Annotated in this window: 22 protein-coding genes; 18 read left to right on the top strand and 4 right to left on the bottom strand. The window is 59.4% G+C overall.

Annotation, left to right across the window (positions count from 1 at the left end):
* Positions 1–2 precede the first annotated feature (2 nt).
* From HYX42_RS15260 to HYX42_RS15230, 7 genes are all read left to right on the top strand, one after another.
* Complete coding sequence (locus HYX42_RS15260; protein ID WP_293404495.1) at positions 3–1,184, top strand: isovaleryl-CoA dehydrogenase; 1,182 nt, start codon at positions 3–5, stop codon at positions 1,182–1,184.
* Positions 1,185–1,206: 22 nt separating this feature from the next.
* On the top strand, positions 1,207–1,863 hold the full coding sequence (can, locus tag HYX42_RS15255) for a carbonate dehydratase (protein ID WP_293404493.1): 657 nt from the start codon (positions 1,207–1,209) through the stop codon (positions 1,861–1,863).
* Positions 1,864–1,902: 39 nt separating this feature from the next.
* Positions 1,903–3,084 carry an acetyl-CoA C-acyltransferase gene (locus HYX42_RS15250; protein ID WP_293404491.1) on the top strand — a complete coding sequence of 394 codons (1,182 nt, stop codon included), beginning with the start codon at positions 1,903–1,905 and terminating at the stop codon, positions 3,082–3,084.
* 2 nt (positions 3,085–3,086) lie between these two features.
* Positions 3,087–3,764 carry an SDR family oxidoreductase gene (locus HYX42_RS15245; protein WP_293404489.1) on the top strand — a complete coding sequence of 226 codons (678 nt, stop codon included), beginning with the start codon at positions 3,087–3,089 and terminating at the stop codon, positions 3,762–3,764.
* Between the two features lie 15 nt (positions 3,765–3,779).
* Entirely contained in the window at positions 3,780–4,910 is a 1,131-nt protein-coding gene (locus tag HYX42_RS15240; protein ID WP_293404488.1) for an acyl-CoA dehydrogenase family protein, read from the top strand.
* 668 nt (positions 4,911–5,578) lie between these two features.
* The gene (locus HYX42_RS15235; RefSeq protein WP_293404487.1) at positions 5,579–5,992 is read left to right on the top strand and encodes a rhodanese-like domain-containing protein; all 414 of its coding nucleotides are present in this window, start codon (positions 5,579–5,581) and stop codon (positions 5,990–5,992) included.
* 5 nt (positions 5,993–5,997) lie between these two features.
* Positions 5,998–6,432: a YchJ family metal-binding protein gene (locus HYX42_RS15230; protein ID WP_293404486.1), complete on the top strand. Its 435-nt coding sequence runs from the start codon at positions 5,998–6,000 to the stop codon at positions 6,430–6,432.
* Between the two features lie 38 nt (positions 6,433–6,470).
* Here HYX42_RS15230 and HYX42_RS15225 read toward each other — a convergent pair whose 3' ends face one another.
* A complete protein-coding gene (locus HYX42_RS15225) occupies positions 6,471–6,611 on the bottom strand; it encodes a hypothetical protein (protein WP_293404484.1) in 141 nt (46 codons plus the stop codon).
* Here HYX42_RS15225 and HYX42_RS15220 point away from each other — a divergent pair.
* The 4 genes from HYX42_RS15220 (at position 6,610) to HYX42_RS15205 (ending at position 9,790) form a co-directional block, all read left to right on the top strand.
* Positions 6,610–7,281 carry an HAD family phosphatase gene (locus tag HYX42_RS15220; protein WP_293404482.1) on the top strand — a complete coding sequence of 224 codons (672 nt, stop codon included), beginning with the start codon at positions 6,610–6,612 and terminating at the stop codon, positions 7,279–7,281. The two genes, HYX42_RS15225 and HYX42_RS15220, sit on opposite strands and share 2 nt — an antisense overlap.
* 186 nt (positions 7,282–7,467) lie before the next feature.
* Entirely contained in the window at positions 7,468–7,752 is a 285-nt protein-coding gene (locus HYX42_RS15215; RefSeq protein WP_293404480.1) for a GIY-YIG nuclease family protein, read from the top strand.
* A gap of 191 nt (positions 7,753–7,943) precedes the next feature.
* Positions 7,944–8,348: a YciI family protein gene (locus tag HYX42_RS15210; protein WP_293404478.1), complete on the top strand. Its 405-nt coding sequence runs from the start codon at positions 7,944–7,946 to the stop codon at positions 8,346–8,348.
* The gene (locus HYX42_RS15205) at positions 8,345–9,790 is read left to right on the top strand and encodes a DHA2 family efflux MFS transporter permease subunit (RefSeq protein WP_293404476.1); all 1,446 of its coding nucleotides are present in this window, start codon (positions 8,345–8,347) and stop codon (positions 9,788–9,790) included. The genes HYX42_RS15210 and HYX42_RS15205 overlap by 4 nt, the downstream gene beginning before the upstream one ends.
* Before the next feature lie 3 nt (positions 9,791–9,793).
* Here the strand turns inward: HYX42_RS15205 and HYX42_RS15200 are convergent, their stop codons facing one another.
* Positions 9,794–10,567 (bottom strand): TerC family protein, encoded by a 774-nt coding sequence (locus HYX42_RS15200; protein WP_293404474.1) that lies wholly within the window; start codon positions 10,565–10,567, stop codon positions 9,794–9,796.
* Between the two features lie 200 nt (positions 10,568–10,767).
* Here HYX42_RS15200 and HYX42_RS15195 point away from each other — a divergent pair, with 200 nt between their 5' ends.
* The 4 genes from HYX42_RS15195 (at position 10,768) to HYX42_RS15180 (ending at position 14,297) form a co-directional block, all read left to right on the top strand.
* Positions 10,768–11,928: an aminotransferase class V-fold PLP-dependent enzyme gene (locus tag HYX42_RS15195; RefSeq protein ID WP_293404472.1), complete on the top strand. Its 1,161-nt coding sequence runs from the start codon at positions 10,768–10,770 to the stop codon at positions 11,926–11,928.
* 152 nt (positions 11,929–12,080) lie between these two features.
* Complete coding sequence (locus HYX42_RS15190; RefSeq protein WP_293404470.1) at positions 12,081–13,367, top strand: hypothetical protein; 1,287 nt, start codon at positions 12,081–12,083, stop codon at positions 13,365–13,367.
* Positions 13,368–13,386: 19 nt separating this feature from the next.
* On the top strand, positions 13,387–13,728 hold the full coding sequence (locus HYX42_RS15185) for a hypothetical protein (protein ID WP_293404468.1): 342 nt from the start codon (positions 13,387–13,389) through the stop codon (positions 13,726–13,728).
* A gap of 14 nt (positions 13,729–13,742) precedes the next feature.
* The gene (locus HYX42_RS15180) at positions 13,743–14,297 is read left to right on the top strand and encodes an RES family NAD+ phosphorylase (RefSeq protein ID WP_293404466.1); all 555 of its coding nucleotides are present in this window, start codon (positions 13,743–13,745) and stop codon (positions 14,295–14,297) included.
* Positions 14,298–14,554: 257 nt separating this feature from the next.
* On the opposite strand, the gene HYX42_RS15175 is transcribed toward HYX42_RS15180, so the two are convergent.
* On the bottom strand, positions 14,555–15,013 hold the full coding sequence (locus tag HYX42_RS15175; protein ID WP_293404464.1) for a PA2169 family four-helix-bundle protein: 459 nt from the start codon (positions 15,011–15,013) through the stop codon (positions 14,555–14,557).
* Between the two features lie 189 nt (positions 15,014–15,202).
* Positions 15,203–16,234, bottom strand: coding sequence for an AraC family transcriptional regulator (locus HYX42_RS15170; protein ID WP_293404462.1), 1,032 nt, complete (start codon positions 16,232–16,234; stop codon positions 15,203–15,205).
* Positions 16,235–16,494: 260 nt separating this feature from the next.
* Here HYX42_RS15170 and HYX42_RS15165 point away from each other — a divergent pair, with 260 nt between their 5' ends.
* From HYX42_RS15165 to HYX42_RS15155, 3 genes are read left to right on the top strand one after another with little or no spacing between them, the layout of a single operon-like run.
* Positions 16,495–18,117: a carboxyl transferase domain-containing protein gene (locus HYX42_RS15165; RefSeq protein ID WP_293404460.1), complete on the top strand. Its 1,623-nt coding sequence runs from the start codon at positions 16,495–16,497 to the stop codon at positions 18,115–18,117.
* Positions 18,118–18,156: 39 nt separating this feature from the next.
* A complete protein-coding gene (locus HYX42_RS15160; protein ID WP_293404458.1) occupies positions 18,157–19,290 on the top strand; it encodes an acyl-CoA dehydrogenase family protein in 1,134 nt (377 codons plus the stop codon).
* Positions 19,291–19,307: 17 nt separating this feature from the next.
* The gene (locus tag HYX42_RS15155) at positions 19,308–20,093 is read left to right on the top strand and encodes an enoyl-CoA hydratase/isomerase family protein (RefSeq protein WP_293404456.1); all 786 of its coding nucleotides are present in this window, start codon (positions 19,308–19,310) and stop codon (positions 20,091–20,093) included.
* Positions 20,094–20,095 lie beyond the last annotated feature (2 nt).

Genomic DNA, 20,095 nt, shown 5'->3' with positions numbered 1-20,095 from the left:
CCATGAACAACCTGCCCGGACTCAACTTCCAGCTCGGCGAAGACATTGACGCCCTGCGCGACACGGTACGCGATTTTGCACAGGCCGAGATTGCCCCTCGTGCGGCGGAAATCGACCGCAACGACCAGTTCCCCATGGACCTGTGGCAAAAAATGGGCTCACTCGGTGTGCTCGGCATCACCGTCGGCGAAGAGTACGGTGGCGCCAATATGGGCTACCTCGCCCACATGATCGCGATGGAAGAAATCAGCCGCGCCAGCGCCTCGGTGGGGCTGTCATATGGTGCGCACAGCAACCTCTGCGTCAACCAGATCAAGCGCAACGGCACTGAAGAGCAGCGCAAAAAATACCTGCCCAAACTCATCAGCGGCGAGCATGTGGGTGCACTGGCCATGAGCGAGCCCGGCGCGGGCAGCGACGTCATCAGCATGAAGCTGAAAGCAGAAGACAAGGGCGGCTATTACCTGCTCAACGGCAGCAAGTTCTGGATCACCAATGGCCCCGATGCCGACACGCTGGTCGTCTATGCGAAGACCGAGCCCGAACTCGGTGCGCGCGGCGTCACCGCCTTCCTGATTGAAAAAGGCATGAAGGGTTTTTCAATTGCGCAAAAACTCGACAAGCTCGGCATGCGCGGTAGCCACACCGGCGAGCTGGTTTTCAACAACGTGGAGGTGCCGGCGCAGAATATTCTGGGCGGCCTCAACAGCGGCGCCAAGGTGCTGATGAGCGGCCTTGATTACGAACGCGCCGTGCTCACCGGCGGCCCGCTGGGCATCATGCAGTCGGTGATGGACAACGTCGTGCCCTACATCCACGACCGCAAGCAGTTCGGCCAGAGCATCGGCGAATTCCAGCTCATCCAGGGCAAGGTGGCCGACATGTACACCGTGCTGCAGGCTGGCCGTTCATTTGCCTACACCGTCGCCAAAAACCTCGACATGCTGGGCACGGACCATGTGCGCCAGGTCCGCAAGGACTGCGCTTCCGTCATCCTCTGGTGCGCCGAAAAGGCGACCTGGATGGCTGGTGAAGGCGTGCAGATCTTCGGCGGCAACGGTTACATCAATGAATACCCGCTGGGCCGCCTCTGGCGTGATGCAAAGCTCTATGAAATAGGCGCAGGTACCAGCGAGATCCGCCGCATGCTGATCGGGCGCGAACTGTTTGCCGAAACCATGTAGACCTGTAAGCGAAAATCCACCCATGCCTATACAAGACCTCTTTGCCCATAACCGCGCCTGGGCAGCGCAGATGGAACGTGACCGGCCCGGTTTTTTCACCGGCCTGATCAAGCAGCAGACTCCCAAATACATGTGGATAGGTTGCTCCGACAGCCGTGTGCCCGCCAACCAGATCACCGGGCTGGAGCCGGGTGAGGTTTTCGTCCACCGCAATGTGGCCAATCTGGTGGTGCATTCGGACCTGAATGCCCTGTCTGCCATCCAGTACGCCGTGGACATGCTCCAGGTCGAGCACGTCATGGTTGTCGGCCATTACGGCTGTGGTGGCGTCATGGCTGCCCTGAACAATGTCCGCGTGGGCCTGGCCGACAACTGGATACGGCATATCCAGTCAGTGCGTGACCGCCACAGCGATCTGCTGGCTGCGCTGCCCGAAGCACAGCGCGGCGATGCATTGGTAGACCTGAACGTGATCGAGCAGGTTGTGAATGTCTGTGTCAGCACGGTGATGATGGACGCCTGGGCCAAGGGCCAGAAGACCAGCGTGCACGGCTGGGCCTTTGGCGTGCATGACGGCCTGCTGCAGGACCTGCACATGACGGTGACCAGCACCGCGTCTATCGAGCCCCTGTACCGCGCCGCCATCGCCGGCGTGGTGGCCGAGCGTTCTGCCCGCTAGGCAATCCATCTCGTTCCCGTCTGACTGAAAGATCATTCCATGCCTGATTCCATCGTTATCCTCGGCGCCGCCCGCACCCCCATGGGCGGCTTTCAGGGCGACTTTTCCTCGCTCGCAGCACATGACCTCGGCGGCGCAGCCATCAAGGCCGCCATTGAACGTTCAGGTATTGCGCCTGCAAAGGTTGATGAAGTGCTCTTCGGCAACTGCCTGATGGCCGGCCAGGGCCAGGCGCCTGCACGCCAGGCCGGTTTCAAGGGCGGCCTGCCAGCCAGCACCGGCGCTGTGACGCTGTCGAAAATGTGCGGCTCCGGGATGGAGGCCACCATGCTTGCGCATGATCAACTGCTGGCCGGCAGCCGTGATGTGATGGTCTCAGGCGGCATGGAGAGCATGACCAACGCACCACACCTGTTGCTCAAGGGCCGCAGCGGCATACGCATAGGCCATGACCGCGTGATGGACCACATGATGCTTGACGGCCTTGAAGACGCTTACGAGCCTGGCCGTTCCATGGGCACCTTTGGCGAAGACTGCGCCGCCAAATACAGCTTCACGCGCGAGGCACAAGACGCCTTCGCCACCGCCAGCGTGCAGCGCGCCAAGGCCGCCACCGAGTCAGGCGCCTTCAAGGCCGAGATCACACCTGTCACCGTCAAGGGCCGCAGCGGCGACACCGTCATCGCCGTCGATGAAGGCCCCGGCAAGATCAAGCTCGACAAGATTCCTGCCCTAAAGCCTGCGTTCAAAAAAGACGGCACCATCACCGCCGCGTCTTCTTCATCCATCAACGACGGCGCTGCTGCGCTGGTGCTGGCGCGCGAATCCACGGCTAAAGAGCTGGGCGCCAAACCCATCGCCCGCATTGTCGGCCACGCCACTTTCTCGCAGGCACCCGAGTGGTTCTCTACTGCCCCAGTAGGCGCCGTGCAGAAGCTGTTCAAAAAGATAGGCTGGACGGTCAATGATGTTGACCTCTGGGAAGTCAACGAGGCCTTCGCCGTCGTGCCCATGGCGCTCATGAAAGAGCTGAACATCAGCCATGACATCGTCAACGTCAACGGCGGTGCCTGCGCACTGGGTCACCCGATTGGCGCCAGCGGTGCGCGCATCATCGTCACGCTGATTCATGCCTTGCAGGCGCGCGGCCTCAAGAAGGGTGTTGCCACCTTGTGCATTGGTGGCGGCGAAGGCACGGCCCTGGCTATCGAGTTGCTCTGAGCATGAAAGTCCTGGTCATTGGCGCATCTCGCGGCATAGGCGAAGAGTTTGTGCGCCAGTACCTGGTGGGCGGCGCCACCGTGATTGCCACGGCGCGTGACGATGCGGGCCTGGCGAAGCTGAAGGCCATGGGTGCTACGGCCCTGCGAGTCGATGTGGCTGACCCGGCCAGTATCAGCGGGCTTGCCTGGCAGCTTGATGGTGAGCAGATTGACATTGCGGTATATGTCGCCGGTGTGTTTCCGCAGGGCGATGCACTGTCGCCGCCCACGCAGGTTGAGTTCGACCGCACCATGCACACCAATGTGCTGGGCGCGATGCAAACCATCCCGCAGGTGGCCCCGCTGGTTGAAGCGGCGGCTAAAGGCAAGGGCGGAAGTTTTGTGTTCATCACCAGCGCCATGGGCCGCATAGAAGGTGTGGAATCCAGCCGCGCATGGACTTACCGCGTCAGCAAGGCCGCCCTCAACATGGCCGTCGCCTCGGCACAGCACGACTATCCCAAGGCCATCATGGTGGCGATGTCGCCCGGCTGGGTCCAGACCGACATGGGTGGCGCGGGTGCCAACCTGACGGTGGAAGAAAGCGTGACTGGCATGCGCGGCGCGATTGCAAAACTTACCGCCAGGCAAAAGGGTGCGTATCTCAACTACGAAGGCAGCCCTTTTGCAGGCTGGTAAACCGGAGAGTTTCTGATGATATTGACCCAGGACCAGGAAATGATCCGCGACGCGGTACGAGCCTTTGCCCAGGAGCAGCTCTGGCCCAACGCCGCGAAGTGGGACAAGGAGCATCACTTTCCCAAAGACGTGCACAAGGGCCTGGCAGAACTCGGCGCTTACGGCATCTGTGTGCCCGAAGAGTTTGGCGGCGCCAACCTTGATTACCTCACGCTCGCGCTGGTGCTTGAAGAAATCGCCGCCGGCGACGGCGGCACCAGCACGGCGATCAGCGTCACCAACTGCCCCGTCAACGCCATCCTCATGCGCTACGGGAATGTACAGCAGAAGAAGGACTGGCTCACGCCGCTGGCACAGGGACAGATGCTGGGCGTGTTCTGCCTGACCGAGCCGCACGTCGGCAGCGATGCGTCCGGCCTCAAGACCACAGCGGTGAAAGACGGCGATGAGTATCTGATCAACGGCGTGAAGCAATTCATCACCAGCGGCAAAAATGGCCATGCCGCCATCGTTATTGCGGTGACTGACAAGGGCGCCGGCAAAAAGGGCATGAGCGCCTTCATCGTGCCGACCGACGCGCCGGGTTATGTCGTCGCAAGGCTTGAAGACAAACTCGGCCAGCATTCGAGCGACACCGCACAGATCAATTTTGACAACTGCCGCATCCCGGCAGAGAACCTGATCGGCAACGAAGGCGAGGGCTACAAGATCGCTTTGGGCGCACTCGAAGGCGGCCGCATAGGCATTGCCGCGCAAAGCCTGGGCATGGCCCGCAGCGCATTCGACTTTGCGCTGGCATATTCAAAAGAGCGCCAGAGCTTTGGCACGGCGATCTTCAACCACCAGGCGGTGGGCTTTCGTCTGGCTGATTGCGCGACGCAGCTTGAAGCCGCACGTCAGCTCATCTGGCACGCCGCAGCCTTGCGCGACGCTGGTCTGCCGTGTTTGAAAGAAGCCGCGATGGCCAAACTCTTTGCCAGCGAGATGGCTGAAAAGGTTTGCAGCGCTGCCATCCAGACGCTGGGTGGGTATGGGTATGTGAGTGACTTCCCGGTGGAACGCATTTACCGGGATGTGCGGGTTTGCCAGATTTATGAGGGGACTTCTGATGTGCAGAAGATCATTATTCAGCGAGGGCTGGCTTAGGATTTGGTTGGGTTGAGGTTTGTGCCCTTCACCGCCTGAAGTCGCGCGTTGGCTGGTGTTGGTGCCCTTCACGCAGAAGCCGGGTCTCGCCCCGGCGGGCGAGGCACTTTTCTTTGCTTCGCCAAAGAAAAGTACCCAAAAGAAAGGCGACCCTGTTCGTCGTCCCTACGCTTCGCTACGGGCACCCTGCGATGCTCGGTCCAGCCGGGGTCTGAAACAACTCGGCTATCGCCTCAAACAAGTTTCAGCCCTGATCCGTCTGGTCCTGCCCTTCTCGGCTCCTCTCCAAGGGTTTGGGGGACGCAGTCTAAAGACTCGCCCCAAGCGCGACGCGCTTGGGGCTCCCCGAATCCGCTCCCGAGTTCATTTCCCCCACCCCGTTGAGGCTGGGCCGAGGAGCGGAGATGGAGACGGCATAAAGGGGAAAAACTTGTTTGAGCGAAGCGAGTTGTTTTTCCCGCCGACGTAATCGAGCACCGCAGGTTGCCCGTAACGAAGTGAAGGGACCCAGACGGCGGGTCGCCTTTCTTTTCGTTAGGTTTCTTTGGCGAAGCAAAGAAAAGTAACTCGCCCGCCGGGGCGAGACCCGGCCTGGTAGTGAAGGGCAAGGCAACCAAACACTGACAACCCTCCCGAATTGCAGACAATACAAACAAAAGGAGACAACCATGCCAATCACCAAAGGTTACCAAGCCCTCGTAGCCGAAGCCATGTCCCAGGTCAAGACCTACAGCGTCGAAGAAGCCAAAGCCAAACTCAACGACCCCAATGTCCAGATCGTCGACATAAGAGACATCCGCGAACTGTCAGCCGGCACGGTGACAGGCGCCTTCCACGCGCCGCGCGGCATGCTCGAGTTCTGGGTTGACCCGGCTTCGCCGTACCACAAGGCCCTGTTCGCCGACGAGTCCAAAGAGTTTGTGCTGTTCTGCGGAGCAGGCTGGCGCAGCGCACTGGCTGCCAAAACGCTGCAGGACATGGGCATGACCAATGTCGCCCACATCGACGGCGGTTACGCCGAATGGGTCAAGCAGGGCGCGCCGACCGAGACGCTGGAAGAGCGCAAGGCAAAAAAGGGCTGACAAACGTGGCAACCCAGCTTCAGGCGTCAGCGCCGTGCCCCTGCGGCCGTACAGCCGCCAAAAAGCTGCTGGGCTATGGCAACTGCTGCGGCCGCTACCTTGATGACTTCGCCAACACCCCGGCGCCTGATGCCGAAAGCCTGATGCGCTCACGCTACAGCGCCTTCGTGCTGGGCCGTGACGACTATCTGCGCGCCAGCTGGCACGCCAGCACCTGCCCGCCTGATGTGGCGGCCGATGTTTCCACGCAGTGGCTGGGGCTGGAAGTGCGCGGTCACCAACTTCAGGACACCGACCACGCCACAGTCGAATTCGTCGCCCGCTACCGCATCAACGGGCGGGCCGTGCGCATCCACGAGCTCAGCCGCTTCGTGCGCGAGCAGGGGCGTTGGTACTATCTGGATGGCGAGTTGGAACTGCCCCAAAACAGCAAAATTTAACGTATACGTTAAAAAGTGGTCAAATGTTAATATGGGTATTAACATTTTGGGTTTTTGATACCTTGGATGGCTCCAAAACGGTCAAAAAAGGCCAAAAAAGTGCCATTTTGAGACATTAAATCGGCTGCAGCCCTTTGAATACGTGCGTGAGCCGCTACTGAAAATATAGCAATTTCCATGATAAAGCCCAGGTTCGATGCCGTCCTCTTTGACTGCGATGGCGTGCTGGTGGACAGCGAACCCATCACCAACGGCATCCTGCGCGACATGCTGGAGGAGTCCGGCTGGACGCTGACCCCGGAGGAGTGCATGGCACTCTTTATCGGCAAGGCTGTGAAAGACCAGGCTGGCCTGATCGAGGCCAACACCGGCAAACCGCTGACGGAAGAATGGATGGTGCGCTTTCGCGAGCGCCGCAACGAGGGCCTGGTGTCGCGCGTCAAGCCGATTCGTGGCGCGGTCGGGATGTCCGCCGCCATCCACGCGCTGTTCAATGGCCGCATCGCCTGCGCGTCGGGCGCCGACCGTTTCAAGGTCGAGCTGCAGATGGACAAGTGCGGCCTCATGCCGTACTTCAGGGGCCGCATCTTCAGCGGTCACGAGATGCCCCGCTCCAAACCCTTCCCCGACGTGTACCTGGCCGCCGCCGCGGCGCTGGGTGTAGACGCCAGACGCTGCGCCGTGATTGAAGACACCGTGACCGGCGTGGCAGCGGGCGTGGCCGCCGGCGCCACCGTGTTCGGCTACAGCCCGGCGGAGGCAGGGCATGACGCACCGGGCGCCCTGCGCAAGGCCGGCGCGGTGACCATCTTTACCGACATGGCTGAACTGACCGGCCTGCTGGCCTGACATTGCCTGTCATTGCGGGCTAGACCCGCAATCCATCCCCTGCGTTCCTGGACGGGAGGGAAGTCATGGATCCCGGGTCAGGCCCGGGATGACGCGATTTCGGTTCTTGCCTTCGTCTGTCATTGCGGACTTGATCCGCAATCCATCGGCAACGAAGCGCAGTGAGCGCGAAAATGACACCACTTCATGGACTATTTCGTCTACCTCCTCGCCAGTGGCAAGAACGGCACCCTCTATGTCGGCGTCACCAGCAATCTGGTGCGCCGCGTGTACGAGCACAAAAACGGCTTGACGGAGGGCTTTACCAGTCGCTATGCAGTCCAGAGCCTGGTCTGGTTTGAGTCGACATCTTCCATCGAAGCCGCGATCGACCGGGAAAAACAGATCAAAAACTGGAAGCGCGAATGGAAGATTGCGCTGATCGAGGAGAACAATCCCGGGTGGGATGATTTGTATGAGTCGCTGCTCTGAAACGGCAGGGCATTCGGGCACGGGGTCATGGATCCCGGGTCAAGCCCGGGATGACAGCCGGCGCTTGTCATTGCGGACTCGATCCGCAATCCATCTCCACTCCTTGCCCAAACCTAAAATTCCTGATCATGTCGATTCCGGCCCCGACCGTTCGTCGTACAGGTATCAGCCCAAAACGAAAGGACAGCAGTGTGAAATACCTTTGCCTCGCCAACTACCGCCCCGCAGACATGGCGGCCATGTCGCCCGCCGACCGGCAGGCGCTGGTCAGCCAGTGCCCCGCCAGGGATGCCGAGCTCAAGGCCACCGGCCAGTTGCGGCTCAGTGCCTCTTTGGGTAGCGACAAGGACGTCATTCGCCTGGAGCCGCGCGGCGGCAGGACGCAGGTGACCGACGGCCCTTTTGTAGAGACGAAAGAGCTGGTCGGCGGCTTTTTCATGATCGAGGCGGCCAGTCGTGAAGAGGCCATCCGCCTGGCATCACTGCATCCTGCCGCCACGCTGGGCGAGCAGGCCGGCTGGCGCATAGAGATGCACCCTGTCGGTTTCTTTGAGCAGTATTTTGAAAAGGATGCGGGGCAGGAGACGAAGGCATGAACGCCACCCCCACAACCACCGCACCCGACAGCCGCAAACGCTGGTGGGCGCTGATGGTGCTGTGCCTGGGCGTGCTGATGATCGTGCTCGACACCACCATCGTCAACGTCGCGCTGCCGTCCATACGCACCGATCTCGGCTTTTCTGAAACCTCGCTGGTCTGGGTCGTCAATGCCTACATGCTGACCTTCGGCGGCTTTCTGCTGCTGGGCGGCAGGCTGGGTGATTTGTACGGCCACCGCAGGCTTTTCCTCGCCGGCATCGTGCTCTTCACCATTGCCTCGCTGGCCTGCGGCATGGCGCAGTCGCAGGCCATGCTCATCGTCGCGCGTGCCGTGCAGGGCCTGGGCGGCGCGGTGGTGTCGGCCGTGTCGCTGTCGCTCATCATGAACCTGTTCACCGAGCCCGCCGCCCGCGCCAAAGCCATGGGCGTCTACGGTTTTGTCTGCGCCGGCGGCGGCAGCATAGGCGTGTTGCTGGGCGGCCTGCTCACCAGCCAGCTCAACTGGCACTGGATCTTTCTGGTCAATCTGCCGATAGGCGTGGGTGTGTTTGCGCTGTGCATGGCGCTGATCCCGGCAGGCAGCGGCCAGACCGGGCACAAGCTGGACGTGGGCGGCGCCGTCACTGTCACCGGCGCGCTCATGCTGGCGGTGTACGCGGTGGTCAATGGCAACGAAGCCGGTTGGGGCTCCGCGCAGACGCTGGGCCTGATGGGTGCGGCCATCGTGCTGCTGGCCGTGTTCATCTTCATAGAGTCTCGCGTCTCCTCGCCGCTGATGCCGCTCGGCCTGTTCAGGCTGCGCAATGTCGCCACCGCCAATGTGGCCGGCGTGCTGTGGGCGGCTGCCATGTTTGCCTGGTTCTTTATCTCGGCGCTCTACATGCAACTGGTGCTTGAGTTCACGCCGCTGCAGGTCGGCCTCGCCTTCCTGCCCGCCAACCTCATCATGGCGGCGATGTCGCTGGGCGTCTCGGCAAAGATCGTCATGCGCTGGGGCTTCCGCGGCCCGCTGGCTGTGGGCCTGGCCATTGCGGCCGCAGGGCTGACGCTGTTTGCGCGCGCGCCCGTGGGCGGCAGTTTTGTGCTGCATGTGCTGCCCGGCATGTTGTTGCTGGGTGTGGGCGCAGGCATCGCCTTCAACCCCATGCTGCTGGCCGCCATGAGTGATGTGAAACCTGAGGACTCGGGCCTTGCATCGGGCGTGGTCAACACGGCTTTCATGATGGGCGGCTCGCTGGGCCTGGCCGTGCTGGCCAGCCTGGCGGCGGGCAAGTCTGCCGCGCTGCAGGCCGCAGGTGCGTCGCCTGCCGTGGCGCTGAACGGCGGTTACCAGATCGCGTTTGCCGTCGGCGCACTGTTTGCGCTGACGGCGGCTGCCCTGGGCGCTTACTTCATGCGCAACGCCGCCGTCAGCGGTCAGCCGCAGCCGGCCCACTGACCATCAGCTTGCGGGTCTGTCTGCGGCAGCTTCGGCTGCCAGCCTGGCGCGCTTGCTCCGCGCACGGATATTCAGCGCTTCAACACCGAGCGAGAAAGCCATGGCTGCATAGATGTAGCCCTTGGGCACATGCTGGTCAAAGGCCTCGGCCGTCAGCGCCATGCCCACCATCACCAGAAAGGCCAGCGCCAGCACCTTGACGGACGGGTGGGCGTCCACAAAATCACCAATCGGTTTGGCCGCCACCAGCATCACGCCCACAGAGGTGATGACCGCTGCCACCATCACCCAGATCTCGTCCACCATGCCGACCGCGGTAATGACCGAGTCGAGTGAAAACACGATGTCGATGATGGCGATCTGGCCGATGATTCCCCAGAACAATTTGTTGCCCGCCGCCTTCAGCTGTGCCTGGTCGCTCACGGGCGGGCCGGCCTGCTCGCGAGCTTCCACCTCCACAAAGATCTCATGCGAAGCCTTGTACAAAAGAAAGAGGCCGCCCAGCAGCAGCACCAGGTCACGCCCGCTGATGCCCTGGCGCGCCACCGTAAAAAGGTCTGCCGTCAGGCCCATCACCCAGCTCAGCGAGAACAGCAGCAACAGGCGCGACACCATGGCAAAGCCCAGGCCCAGCCGTCGCGCCTTGTCGCGCCGCTCGGGCGGCAGCCGCCCCACCAGGATGGAGATAAAGATGATGTTGTCTATACCCAGCACGATTTCGAGCGCGGTCAACATCGCAAACGCTATCCAGACATTCGGGTCGAGTAAAAAATCCATGGGCTGTCGCAGTCGGGCTGCGCCTCGGTTGGTGTGAAGGGGTCAAGCCTGTTGGTGTATTTTTTGGCTCGCGGTCGGGTCATTCTGCAGGATAGCCGCAGAGCCCGGGCAATAAAACCCCGGCCCGGCAAAGGGCACCCCCAAAATCGCTCACCATGCTAAGCTGCCAGCCCGACTTTTATAAAGACTGCGAGACACACATGCCCGGACTTCTTCCCAACGTTGACCCTGACGGCCTGCTTGAGTTTTCGGTGGTGTACACCGACCGCGCGCTCAACCACATGTCGAAAAACTTCCAGGGTGTGATGACTGATATCTCCAGCATCCTGAAAGAGGTGTACGGCGCCCACTCGGCCGTGCTGGTGCCCGGAAGCGGCACCTACGGCATGGAAGCCGTCGCCCGCCAGTTCGCCGCCGATAAGCACGTCATGGTGATCCGCAACGGCTGGTTCAGCTACCGCTGGACGCAGATCTTTGACATGGGCAACATCCCCGCGTCGTCCACCGTCATGAAAGCCCGCCAGACCAGCAAGGGCGCACAGGCCCCCTGGGCACCCGCACCGATTGATGAAGTCGTCGCAACGATTGCCAAAGAAAAGCCCGCCCTGGTCTTTGCCCCGCACGTTGAAACCGCCTCCGGCATGATCCTGCCTGACAGCTATATGAAGGCCGTGGCCGATGCCGTGCATGCCGCAGGTGGTTTGTTCGTGCTCGACTGCATCGCCTCTGGCGCCATGTGGGTCGATATGAAAGCGGTTGGCGTTGACGTGCTCATCTCGGCCCCGCAAAAAGGCTGGAGCAGCTCACCCTGCTGCGCCATGGTCATGCTCAGCGAGCGAGCCCGCACCGCCATCGACGGCACCACCAGCTCCAGCTTTGCATGTGATTTGAAGAAGTGGCTGCAGATCATGGAAACGTACGAAAAAGGCGGTCACGCTTATCACGCGACGCTGCCCACAGACGCCCTCACACGCCTGCGCGCCGCCATGAAAGAAACCCAGGCCTACGGTTTTGCAAAAGTAAAAGCCGAGCAGGAAGCATTGGGCAGCAAGGTCCGCAAACTGTTCGAATCAAGAGGCCTGCCCAGCGTCGCAGCAGAAGGCTTCAAGGCCCCCGGCGTCGTGGTCAGCTACACCACAGACCCCGACATCCAGTCAGGCAAGAAGTTTCTTGATCAGGGTTTGCAGACCGCAGCCGGTGTGCCGCTGCAGTGCGACGAAGGCGCCGACTTCAAGACCTTCCGCGTGGGGCTGTTCGGGCTGGAGAAGTGGCACAACGTCGACAAGACAGTGGCCAACCTGGCTGGGGCGCTGGACCGGATTGGGGTGATGGAGCGGGTGGCTGAGGTTGTCGCTGGTTAGGGTTTTAAAGCCTGAAAAAAGCTCTGCGCAGGAGCTTTTTTTTCGTCTAAAACTGCTCATTTCGACTTTGTAAGACTTCAAAATCAAAAAAGACTACCAAAATGTCAATTTAAAAGACTATAATAAAGTCTGTTCGTTCAAAGGAGAAGGAAATGGCGCCTCCAGTAATTCGTCTAGTTCGTTCGGCCCCCGATCCGTTAGGCTTGTTTTTACGGGTGGGGCAGGCAGGCCAAAAAGACTTGCAGACCTTCATTACTGCTGGGGATGCTTCCTTTAGCGGGGTAGTGTTTGAGGCCAAGCGAGTAGAGAAACAAAAAGAACTTCTATCGCTCGTCTTGGAACATCGCATTGATGCGGTTTTAGACCCTCAAACTCAGGCTATGGGCACGGTTGGTGGGTACACGAAGGCCATGGATAGTTTGCCTTGGTCGGCTAAACGGATGCACACGCTGCATGATTTTTCGACGGAATTGGCTATTCGAAAATTTGCGGACGAGATTGCGCAATTTGCCATCACGCATGGATTCACACAAATACTTGCCCCAACGCATTTGATTTCGAGCCCAAATGATCCTTGGCTTGAGATCGATATTGCGACTACCAAAGCCCTTCGTTCCGCTCTGCAACGCAAAAATTCAAGTTCTATTCAGATTAACTACTCCCTAGCAATTAGCTATGAAGCATTTCGAACCGAGTCGAAGCGATTTTTGATTTTGGAGCGGCTGCGGAATCTGAATATCGATAGCCTTTGGCTACACGTTGATGGATGCGGTTCTGACAGTAGCCCCACGGCTGTAACTCGATATGGCGATGCTGCTGCAGCATTTCACAGCTTGGGTGTTCCGGTGATCGCAGATCACATGGGTGGACTAGTTGGACTCTCTTTATTGGCCTTTGGCCTTGTTGGCGGCATCTCACATGGGATAACTTCGGGAGAGCGATTTAACTGTGGGCATTGGAAAAAGGTTCCCACAACGCCTCCATTTGCGCAAGGACTTCGCGTTTACTTGCCGACCCTGGATTTGCTGCTCGCTAGAGTAGATGCCGAAATAGTGTTTGAGACTGGTTCTAAAGCGCGAACCGCTTTTGGCTGCAGGAACACTTTGTGCTGTGGCCGGGGCATTCCCGATATGTTGCAGGCACCTGCACGCCATTTCTTGTATCAGCGGACGCGCGAAGTAGCTGGACTTAGTCAAATTCCTGAGTCACTAAGACCCGCTCAGTTTCTCGAAGATCACCTTCGGCCGGCGAGTGATCGCGCACTCGTGGCAACTGGTCTTTCCTTGCCTGAAGCACTTAAGAAAAAGATGGCCTCTCAAAGTAAACGATTGAATGATTTGCGAGTGGCGTTGGGTGCATATGCTCAAAAACGAAAAGAGGATGCCACGTTTGCGCAACATCCTAAAACACGTGCCTCTCGAGAAGCCCGTAGAAGTTAATTTTGAAAGGAGCTTAGCCATGAATAGCAATGCTATTGCCCGTCGATTGGATGCTATCCAGACAAAGGGTGCGATGCGTTCCTCTGATATCGCCAATGTTTTGGAGGTTCGTCCGGAAACGGTTTCTCGGTGGAATCAAGGAAAAGCATTTCCTCATCCGAATACTGAAAAACAGCTTCTAGAGTTGGAGTTCATCGTAGATCAGCTGTCTGATTTTTATGAGCCAAATGAAGCTCGACTTTGGATTTTTTCTCGCCAGAGGTTGCTAAATGGAGAAACTCCAGCTGAGCTGATTCAAAAGGGGCGCGTTGATGAAGTTCTATCTGTAGTTCATCAGCTAAGAGATGGCGTGTATCTATAAAAATCTAGCTACAAATGATTCACGAATCAGATTTGCTGGATAAGCTGGATGGTCTTCCTAAAGAACACTACAGCGGCAAGGTGTTTCGGGCGACCCGTAGAAGCCTAGATCCTTTGCTTACTTCTAGGAGTGGTGGTCGTTGGATGCCTTCGGGTGCTGCTGCAGTCCTTTACACCAGTCTGCAACGTGAAGGAGCCTTGGCCGAGATATCCTTTCATTGGTCCCAATGGAATCCGCGCCCTTCAAAAACTGCGGCTCTTCACACACTGGAGGTTGTGACGGACCGTACTTTGAAACTTGTGAGGACGGATTTGCATGCCCTAGGTGTTTCAGATGCCAACTATCAAAAAGTCAACCCCCATCGAACTCAGCAAATTGGTGCCGCAATTGAGTTTTTAGGGTGTGACGGCTTAATTGCTCCGTCAGCACGCTGGGATTGCGACAATCTAATCTTGTTTGCCGATAGTGCAAATTTTGGCGGGAGTTTGCAACCGGTTTCTTCCGAAGAGGTGGATTGGATTCAGTGGGCAGAGAAAAAAGGTTTGTTGCAAGACAATGAATTGGGTTGATTCAATAGATTTCAGCGCTCCTGAACTGTGCTGAAGAAACTCCTGCCAACTCTCGAAACTCCTATAAAGCTCTTTTCAATCCGGAACCCCGAAACCTTAGCCACCTGCTTAGTGAGCTTGGAAGTTCTAAGCAACAAATCCTTCGCCGATTCAAACCGTACTTCGTTCTTAACTCGGGGTACCTTGTGCAGTAGCAATTGGTCGCTCGGGGGGGACGAAAAAAGCCCCCGAAGGGGCTTTGTCGGTCAACGCAGAATTTACTTCTGCGCGCGCGCCACATCCCGAAGATCACGAATCTGGTCATGGTTCTTCTGGGCACCGGCAGCCTGGCGCTCGATCAGGGCGCGGACGTCCGCGGGCAGGCCTTCTTCCTTCATGGCCTTGCGGTAACGCGCGATGGCAGAGTCTTCGCCTTTTTCGCAGGACTCGAGGATAGACAGTTCGCTGTCAAAACCCACAGCACCCTTGGCTTTTACCCAGCCGCGGTGCAGCGCGCCTGCTGTGGTCCCGCCTTCGGCAGGCTCGCCACCGTACTGGACGATCATCGCTTCGAGTTCACGGGCGGCCTGGGCACAGCCAGCAGCACGGGTTGCGAACAAAGTTTTTGCGCTTGCAGTTTCAACCTGCTCGGCGCAGGTCTTGAAACCGTATTCGCCGTCGCGACTGTTTTCCAGCAAATCATTCAGAACGCTTACGACTTCTTTGTTGTCAGACATATGTTTTTCCTTTTTTGCCCCAAGGGCATGGTTGATAAATCGCTCCGTTTGGAACTGAAATCAACCTTATGCAAGCCATAAAGCGCCGGATGTCGGCTCAGTTGGCCTGCCGCTGTAGGCGAATGCCCTTGGCAATGCCCAGAACGTGTTGTGATCTCTGCAGGTTTGGTTTGGACGATAAGCCGCTGCTCACGCGCTGCGCTTGCGAAAGCCGACCGGCGTCTCACCTGACCATTGGTGGAATGCGCGGGTGAAGCTCTTCTCATTACGAAACCCCGAAGTCGCAGCCACCTGCTTGATGGGCTTTGAAGTCCGCAGCAACAAATCTTTCGCGCGTTCAAACCGCACCTCGTCCTTGAGCTGCTGCAGCGAAGCGCCTTCTTCCTGAAGCTGACGATGCAATGAGCGGGGTGACATGTTCAGCGCCGCTGCCAGGGTCTCTGCATTGTGTGAAGCCACTGCAGGGTTGGCCAGGGCCTGGCGTACCTGTTGCACCAGCAGGCGGTCACGCCGGTACTGCAGCACCGTAAGGGGCAGGGCGCGCTGCAGCATTTGCTGCAATGCCTTTTCATCCCGGCGCAGGGGCAGGGCGAGGTAACGCGCGTCAAACCTGATCTCGGCCTGTGGGGCATTGAACTGCAGCGGGCCCTGAAACAGCAGCGGGTAAGCATCGGCATGCAGCGGCGCATCAAACGGAAAGCGTGCGCCCTGCAGCGGAATGCGCGAGTCGACATACCAGCAGGCCAGGCCGTGAATGTTGCGCAGCACATGCACCAGCCCAAACTCGCCGACCTGGCCGGGCACCTTCTCCTCGACCATGATGGCTGCACTGTCGCCCGAGGTGCTGACGCGCAAAACAATGTCGTCGGCCAGCAGCGCATGGTGGCGGCACCAGCGTTTGACGGCCATGCCCAGGTTCGGTGAGGTGATCGAAGCCCGGGCCAGCATGCCGTAGCTGCCCCAGGGCAACTTGCGTGAGAAAGCGCCCAGTGCCTCATCGCCCAGCGCCTGCATGGCGGTGCCTGAAAGTACTTCCATCTGCCGGGCTGTGATATGGCCTGTGGGTTTGGCCAGTTGGGCTGGCGTGATCTGTGCCACCTTCAGCGCTTCAGCCGGGTTTTGGCCATAGCGTTTGTAGGCAGCAACTATGCTTCTGGCAAAGGCCATGGGGGTGGCCGCAGCCGGCGCACTGGTCTGGTTTTTGGTATCGGGTGCGGGCATACCCGGAGTTTCATCCAGATTGGCACGATTTGCAACTTGATTGACTGCAACCGTGGGGCGAGTTTTCGCTAATCTTGTGGATTCGCGTTAAGGTGTGTCCATGTCTGTCATTGCGGACTTGATCCGCAATCCATGGTTGACGTGGCGAGGCGATAAAGGCGGAGAGCGGGGGCATGGATCCCGGATCGAGTCCGGGATGACAGCCCTTCACGCCATGAGTAAGCCGCACATGTTGCGCCCTGTTTGTTAAGAGGAATTTCATGTCCGTTCTGGAAACCAAACTCAATGCCCGTTCGGCCGACTTCCAGGCCAACGCGGCTGCCATGCGCACGCTGGTCGATGACCTTGCTGAAAAAGTTGCCAAATCTGCCGCCGGTGGCGGTGAGGCTGCACGCGCCAAGCATGTGGCGCGGGGCAAGCTGCTGCCGCGTGAACGTGTGCAGATGCTGCTCGACCCGGGCACGCCTTTTCTCGAACTCTCGCCGCTGGCTGCCTACGCCATGTACCCCGACCGTGACGGCAGCGACAGCGCCCCGGGCGCCGGTGTCATCACCGGCATTGGCCGCATCAGCGGCATTGACTGCCTGGTGGTGTGCAACGACGCGACGGTGAAGGGCGGCACCTACTACCCCATGACGGTGAAGAAGCACACGCGCGCACAGGAGATCGCGCAGCAGAACAACCTGCCCTGCGTTTACCTGGTTGATTCAGGGGGTGCCAACCTGCCCAACCAGGACGACGTCTTCCCCGACCGTGACCACTTCGGCCGCATCTTCTACAACCAGGCGCAGATGAGCTCGCTGGGCATTGCGCAGATCGCCGTGGTGATGGGCAGCTGCACGGCAGGCGGCGCCTACATGCCGGCCATGAGCGACGAAACCATCATCGTCAAAAACCAGGGCACGATTTTTCTGGCCGGGCCGCCACTGGTCAAAGCTGCGATTGGTGAAATCGTCTCGGCTGAAGACCTGGGCGGTGGCGATGTACACACGCGGCTGTCGGGCGTGGCCGACCACCTGGCGCAAAACGACGCGCATGCGCTGGCACTGGCCCGGCAGGCCGTGGCGAGCCTGAACCGCAAGAAGAACGTGCAGCAGGTGCTGCGCGAGCCGGTACCGCCGCTGCACAGCCCTCAAGAGCTGGGCGGCGTGATTCCCATCGATGTGCGCAAGCCTTATGACGTGCATGAGGTAATTGCCCGCATTGTGGATGGCAGCGAGTTTCATGACTTCAAGGCGCGCTATGGCACCACGCTGGTCTGCGGCTTTGCGCATATTGAAGGCATGCCGGTCGGCATCATTGCCAACAACGGCATTCTGTTTTCAGAAAGCGCACAGAAGGGCGCGCACTTCATCGAGTTGTGCTGCCAGCGCAAGATACCGTTGATCTTTTTGCAGAACATCACCGGCTTCATGGTTGGCCGCAAATACGAGGCTGAAGGCATCGCGCGCCACGGCGCCAAGCTGGTGACGGCCGTGGCCACAGCCAGCGTGCCCAAGTTCACCGTCATCATCGGCGGTAGCTACGGCGCGGGCAATTACGGCATGTGCGGCAGGGCCTATTCACCGCGCTTTTTGTGGATGTGGCCGAACGCGCGCATCTGCGTGATGGGCGGCGAACAGGCCGCGAGCGTGCTGGCGACCGTGAAGCGCGACGGCATTGAAGCTAAAGGCGGTACCTGGAGTGCCGAAGAAGAGGCGGCTTTCAAGCAGCCTGTGCTGGACCAGTTTGCCCACCAGTCGCACCCCTACTACTCAAGTGCCCGCATCTGGGACGACGGCGTGATCGACCCGGCGGACACGCGGCGCGTGCTGGCGCTGGGTTTGTCGGCCAGCATGAATCAGTCCATCGGCGAACCCCGCTTCGGCGTCTTCCGCATGTAAATCTGCGCGGCCATCACAACAACTTATAAAAAGAGACATATGGACAACATCTTCATCACGCCCGAGCATGAGTTGCTGCGCGATCAGATTGCGCGTTTTATTGCCAAAGAGGTGGAACCCTTTGCCGCCCAGTGGGAAGAAGACGGCTGCGTGCCCCGTGATGTGCTGCGCCGCATGGGCGAGGCGGGCTTCTTCGGGTTGATGTATGACTCGGAACATGGCGGCGGCGAGGCCGATGCGCTGACCAACCTGGTGTTTGCCGAGGCGCTGTCGCAATCAACCTTTGGCGGCTTCATCATCACCGTGCTGGTACACACCGACATGGCCAGCCCACACCTGTTTCATGCAGGCAATGCCGAACAGAAGGCCAAATACCTGCCAGATGTGATTGCCGGCAAGAAGATCACTGCGGTTGGCATCACAGAGCCGGGTGCAGGCTCTGATGTGGCGGGTATACGCACCTCCGCCAAACGCGAAGGTGATGAATGGGTCATCAACGGCACCAAGATGTTCATCACCAACGGTGTACATGCCGACCTGTACTTTGTGGCGGCCAAGACGGGCCCGGGCAAACGCGACATGTCGATGTTCATTGTTGAAAAAGGCACGCCCGGTTTCACCGTGGGCCGCGCGCTGAAGAAAACCGGTTGGCTGTCGTCAGACACGGCCGAGCTGATTTTTGACAATGTGCGCATACCGGCTGGCAACCTGCTGGGCGAAGAGGGCAAGGGCTTTTATTCGGTGATGAAGAACTTCCAGACCGAACGCATTGCTCTCGGCGCGATGGCGGTCGGCCACTGCACCCGCGCGCTGGAACTGACGCTGGACTATGTCCGCCAGCGCCAGGCTTTTGGCGCCACGCTGTGGGAGCAGCAGACGATTCGCCAGCGCCTTTCCATGCTGGACGCCAAAACTCGTGCGGCGCGCCAGTTCATGTACCACTGCGCCTGGGCCGTCACGCAAAAGCGCGACATCGTGCAGGAGGTGTCCATGCTCAAGGCCCTGACCGGCGAGCTGGTCAACGAGGTGCTGCTGACCTGCCAGCAATTTCACGGCGGCATGGGCTTTATCCGCGAGACACCGATTGAACGGCTGTGGCGCGACGCGCGCGTGCTGGGTATTGGCGGCGGCGCGACGGAAGTCATGCTGGAAGAAGTTGCCAAGCGTTATTGAGACCACGGAATATTGAAATGAGCCATTTGCAAATCAATGTGACAGGCGCAGTCGCTACCGTCACGCTCAACCGTCCCGATGTACGCAACGCCTTTAATGATGAAGTCATTCTTGAAGTAACGGCGGCATTTAAAGACCTGGGCGCGCGTGACGATGTGCGCTGCATCGTGCTGGCCGCCAACGGCACGGCCTTTTGCGCAGGCGCAGACCTGAACTGGATGCGCAGCATGGCCGACTACACACGCGAGCAGAACCTGGCAGACGCAGCCCGCCTGGCAGAGATGATGCGCACGGTTTACGAATGCCCCAAGCCAACGATTGCGCGTATACAGGGTGATGTGTATGCGGGCGGCACAGGGCTGGCTGCGGCCTGCGATATTGCTGTTGCGGTAGATACCGCAGGTTTTTGCCTGAGCGAGGTCAAGCTGGGTTTGCTGCCATCGACCATCAGCCCCTATGTGATTCGCGCCATGGGCGCGCGTGCGGCGCACCGCTACTTTTTGACGGCCGAGCGATTCAGTGCCACAGAGGCCTTGCGCATTGGTTTTGTGCATGAAGTGGTGGCGGCGGACCAGCTCGATGGCAAGGTGGCCGAGCTGGCACAAGCGCTGGTCAACGCCGGGCCTGCTGCGGTCAAGGCCTGCAAAAAGCTGGTGCAGGACGTGGCCGGGTATGACATCACGCCCGAGCTGATTGTCATGACGGTTGAAAGCATTGCCGACGTGCGTGTGAGTCCTGAAGGCAGGGAAGGCCTGCAATCCTTCCTCAACAAGCGCAAACCCAACTGGTTGCTGAACAGCTAGAC

It is taken from the genome of Polaromonas sp. (assembly GCF_016185115.1).
Classification (GTDB): Bacteria; Pseudomonadota; Gammaproteobacteria; order Burkholderiales; family Burkholderiaceae_C; genus Polaromonas.
The sequence above is the reverse complement of the archived record's forward strand: the minus strand, read 5'-3'. Positions and strand labels throughout refer to the sequence as shown.

Excerpts from the sequence above, each read along its gene's own strand:
- HYX42_RS15260 (WP_293404495.1), top strand. The coding sequence starts at position 3 with ATGAACAACCTGCCCGGACTCAACTTCCAGCTCGGCGAAGACATTGAC.
- can (WP_293404493.1), top strand. The coding sequence starts at position 1,207 with ATGCCTATACAAGACCTCTTTGCCCATAACCGCGCCTGGGCAGCGCAG.
- HYX42_RS15250 (WP_293404491.1), top strand. The coding sequence starts at position 1,903 with ATGCCTGATTCCATCGTTATCCTCGGCGCCGCCCGCACCCCCATGGGC.
- HYX42_RS15245 (WP_293404489.1), top strand. The coding sequence starts at position 3,087 with ATGAAAGTCCTGGTCATTGGCGCATCTCGCGGCATAGGCGAAGAGTTT.
- HYX42_RS15240 (WP_293404488.1), top strand. The coding sequence starts at position 3,780 with ATGATATTGACCCAGGACCAGGAAATGATCCGCGACGCGGTACGAGCC.
- HYX42_RS15235 (WP_293404487.1), top strand. The coding sequence starts at position 5,579 with ATGCCAATCACCAAAGGTTACCAAGCCCTCGTAGCCGAAGCCATGTCC.
- HYX42_RS15220 (WP_293404482.1), top strand. The coding sequence starts at position 6,610 with ATGATAAAGCCCAGGTTCGATGCCGTCCTCTTTGACTGCGATGGCGTG.
- HYX42_RS15225 (WP_293404484.1), bottom strand. The coding sequence starts at position 6,611 with ATGGAAATTGCTATATTTTCAGTAGCGGCTCACGCACGTATTCAAAGG.
- HYX42_RS15215 (WP_293404480.1), top strand. The coding sequence starts at position 7,468 with ATGGACTATTTCGTCTACCTCCTCGCCAGTGGCAAGAACGGCACCCTC.
- HYX42_RS15205 (WP_293404476.1), top strand. The coding sequence starts at position 8,345 with ATGAACGCCACCCCCACAACCACCGCACCCGACAGCCGCAAACGCTGG.
- HYX42_RS15200 (WP_293404474.1), bottom strand. The coding sequence starts at position 10,567 with ATGGATTTTTTACTCGACCCGAATGTCTGGATAGCGTTTGCGATGTTG.
- HYX42_RS15195 (WP_293404472.1), top strand. The coding sequence starts at position 10,768 with ATGCCCGGACTTCTTCCCAACGTTGACCCTGACGGCCTGCTTGAGTTT.
- HYX42_RS15190 (WP_293404470.1), top strand. The coding sequence starts at position 12,081 with ATGGCGCCTCCAGTAATTCGTCTAGTTCGTTCGGCCCCCGATCCGTTA.
- HYX42_RS15185 (WP_293404468.1), top strand. The coding sequence starts at position 13,387 with ATGAATAGCAATGCTATTGCCCGTCGATTGGATGCTATCCAGACAAAG.
- HYX42_RS15180 (WP_293404466.1), top strand. The coding sequence starts at position 13,743 with ATGATTCACGAATCAGATTTGCTGGATAAGCTGGATGGTCTTCCTAAA.
- HYX42_RS15175 (WP_293404464.1), bottom strand. The coding sequence starts at position 15,013 with ATGTCTGACAACAAAGAAGTCGTAAGCGTTCTGAATGATTTGCTGGAA.
- HYX42_RS15170 (WP_293404462.1), bottom strand. The coding sequence starts at position 16,234 with ATGCCCGCACCCGATACCAAAAACCAGACCAGTGCGCCGGCTGCGGCC.
- HYX42_RS15165 (WP_293404460.1), top strand. The coding sequence starts at position 16,495 with ATGTCCGTTCTGGAAACCAAACTCAATGCCCGTTCGGCCGACTTCCAG.
- HYX42_RS15160 (WP_293404458.1), top strand. The coding sequence starts at position 18,157 with ATGGACAACATCTTCATCACGCCCGAGCATGAGTTGCTGCGCGATCAG.
- HYX42_RS15155 (WP_293404456.1), top strand. The coding sequence starts at position 19,308 with ATGAGCCATTTGCAAATCAATGTGACAGGCGCAGTCGCTACCGTCACG.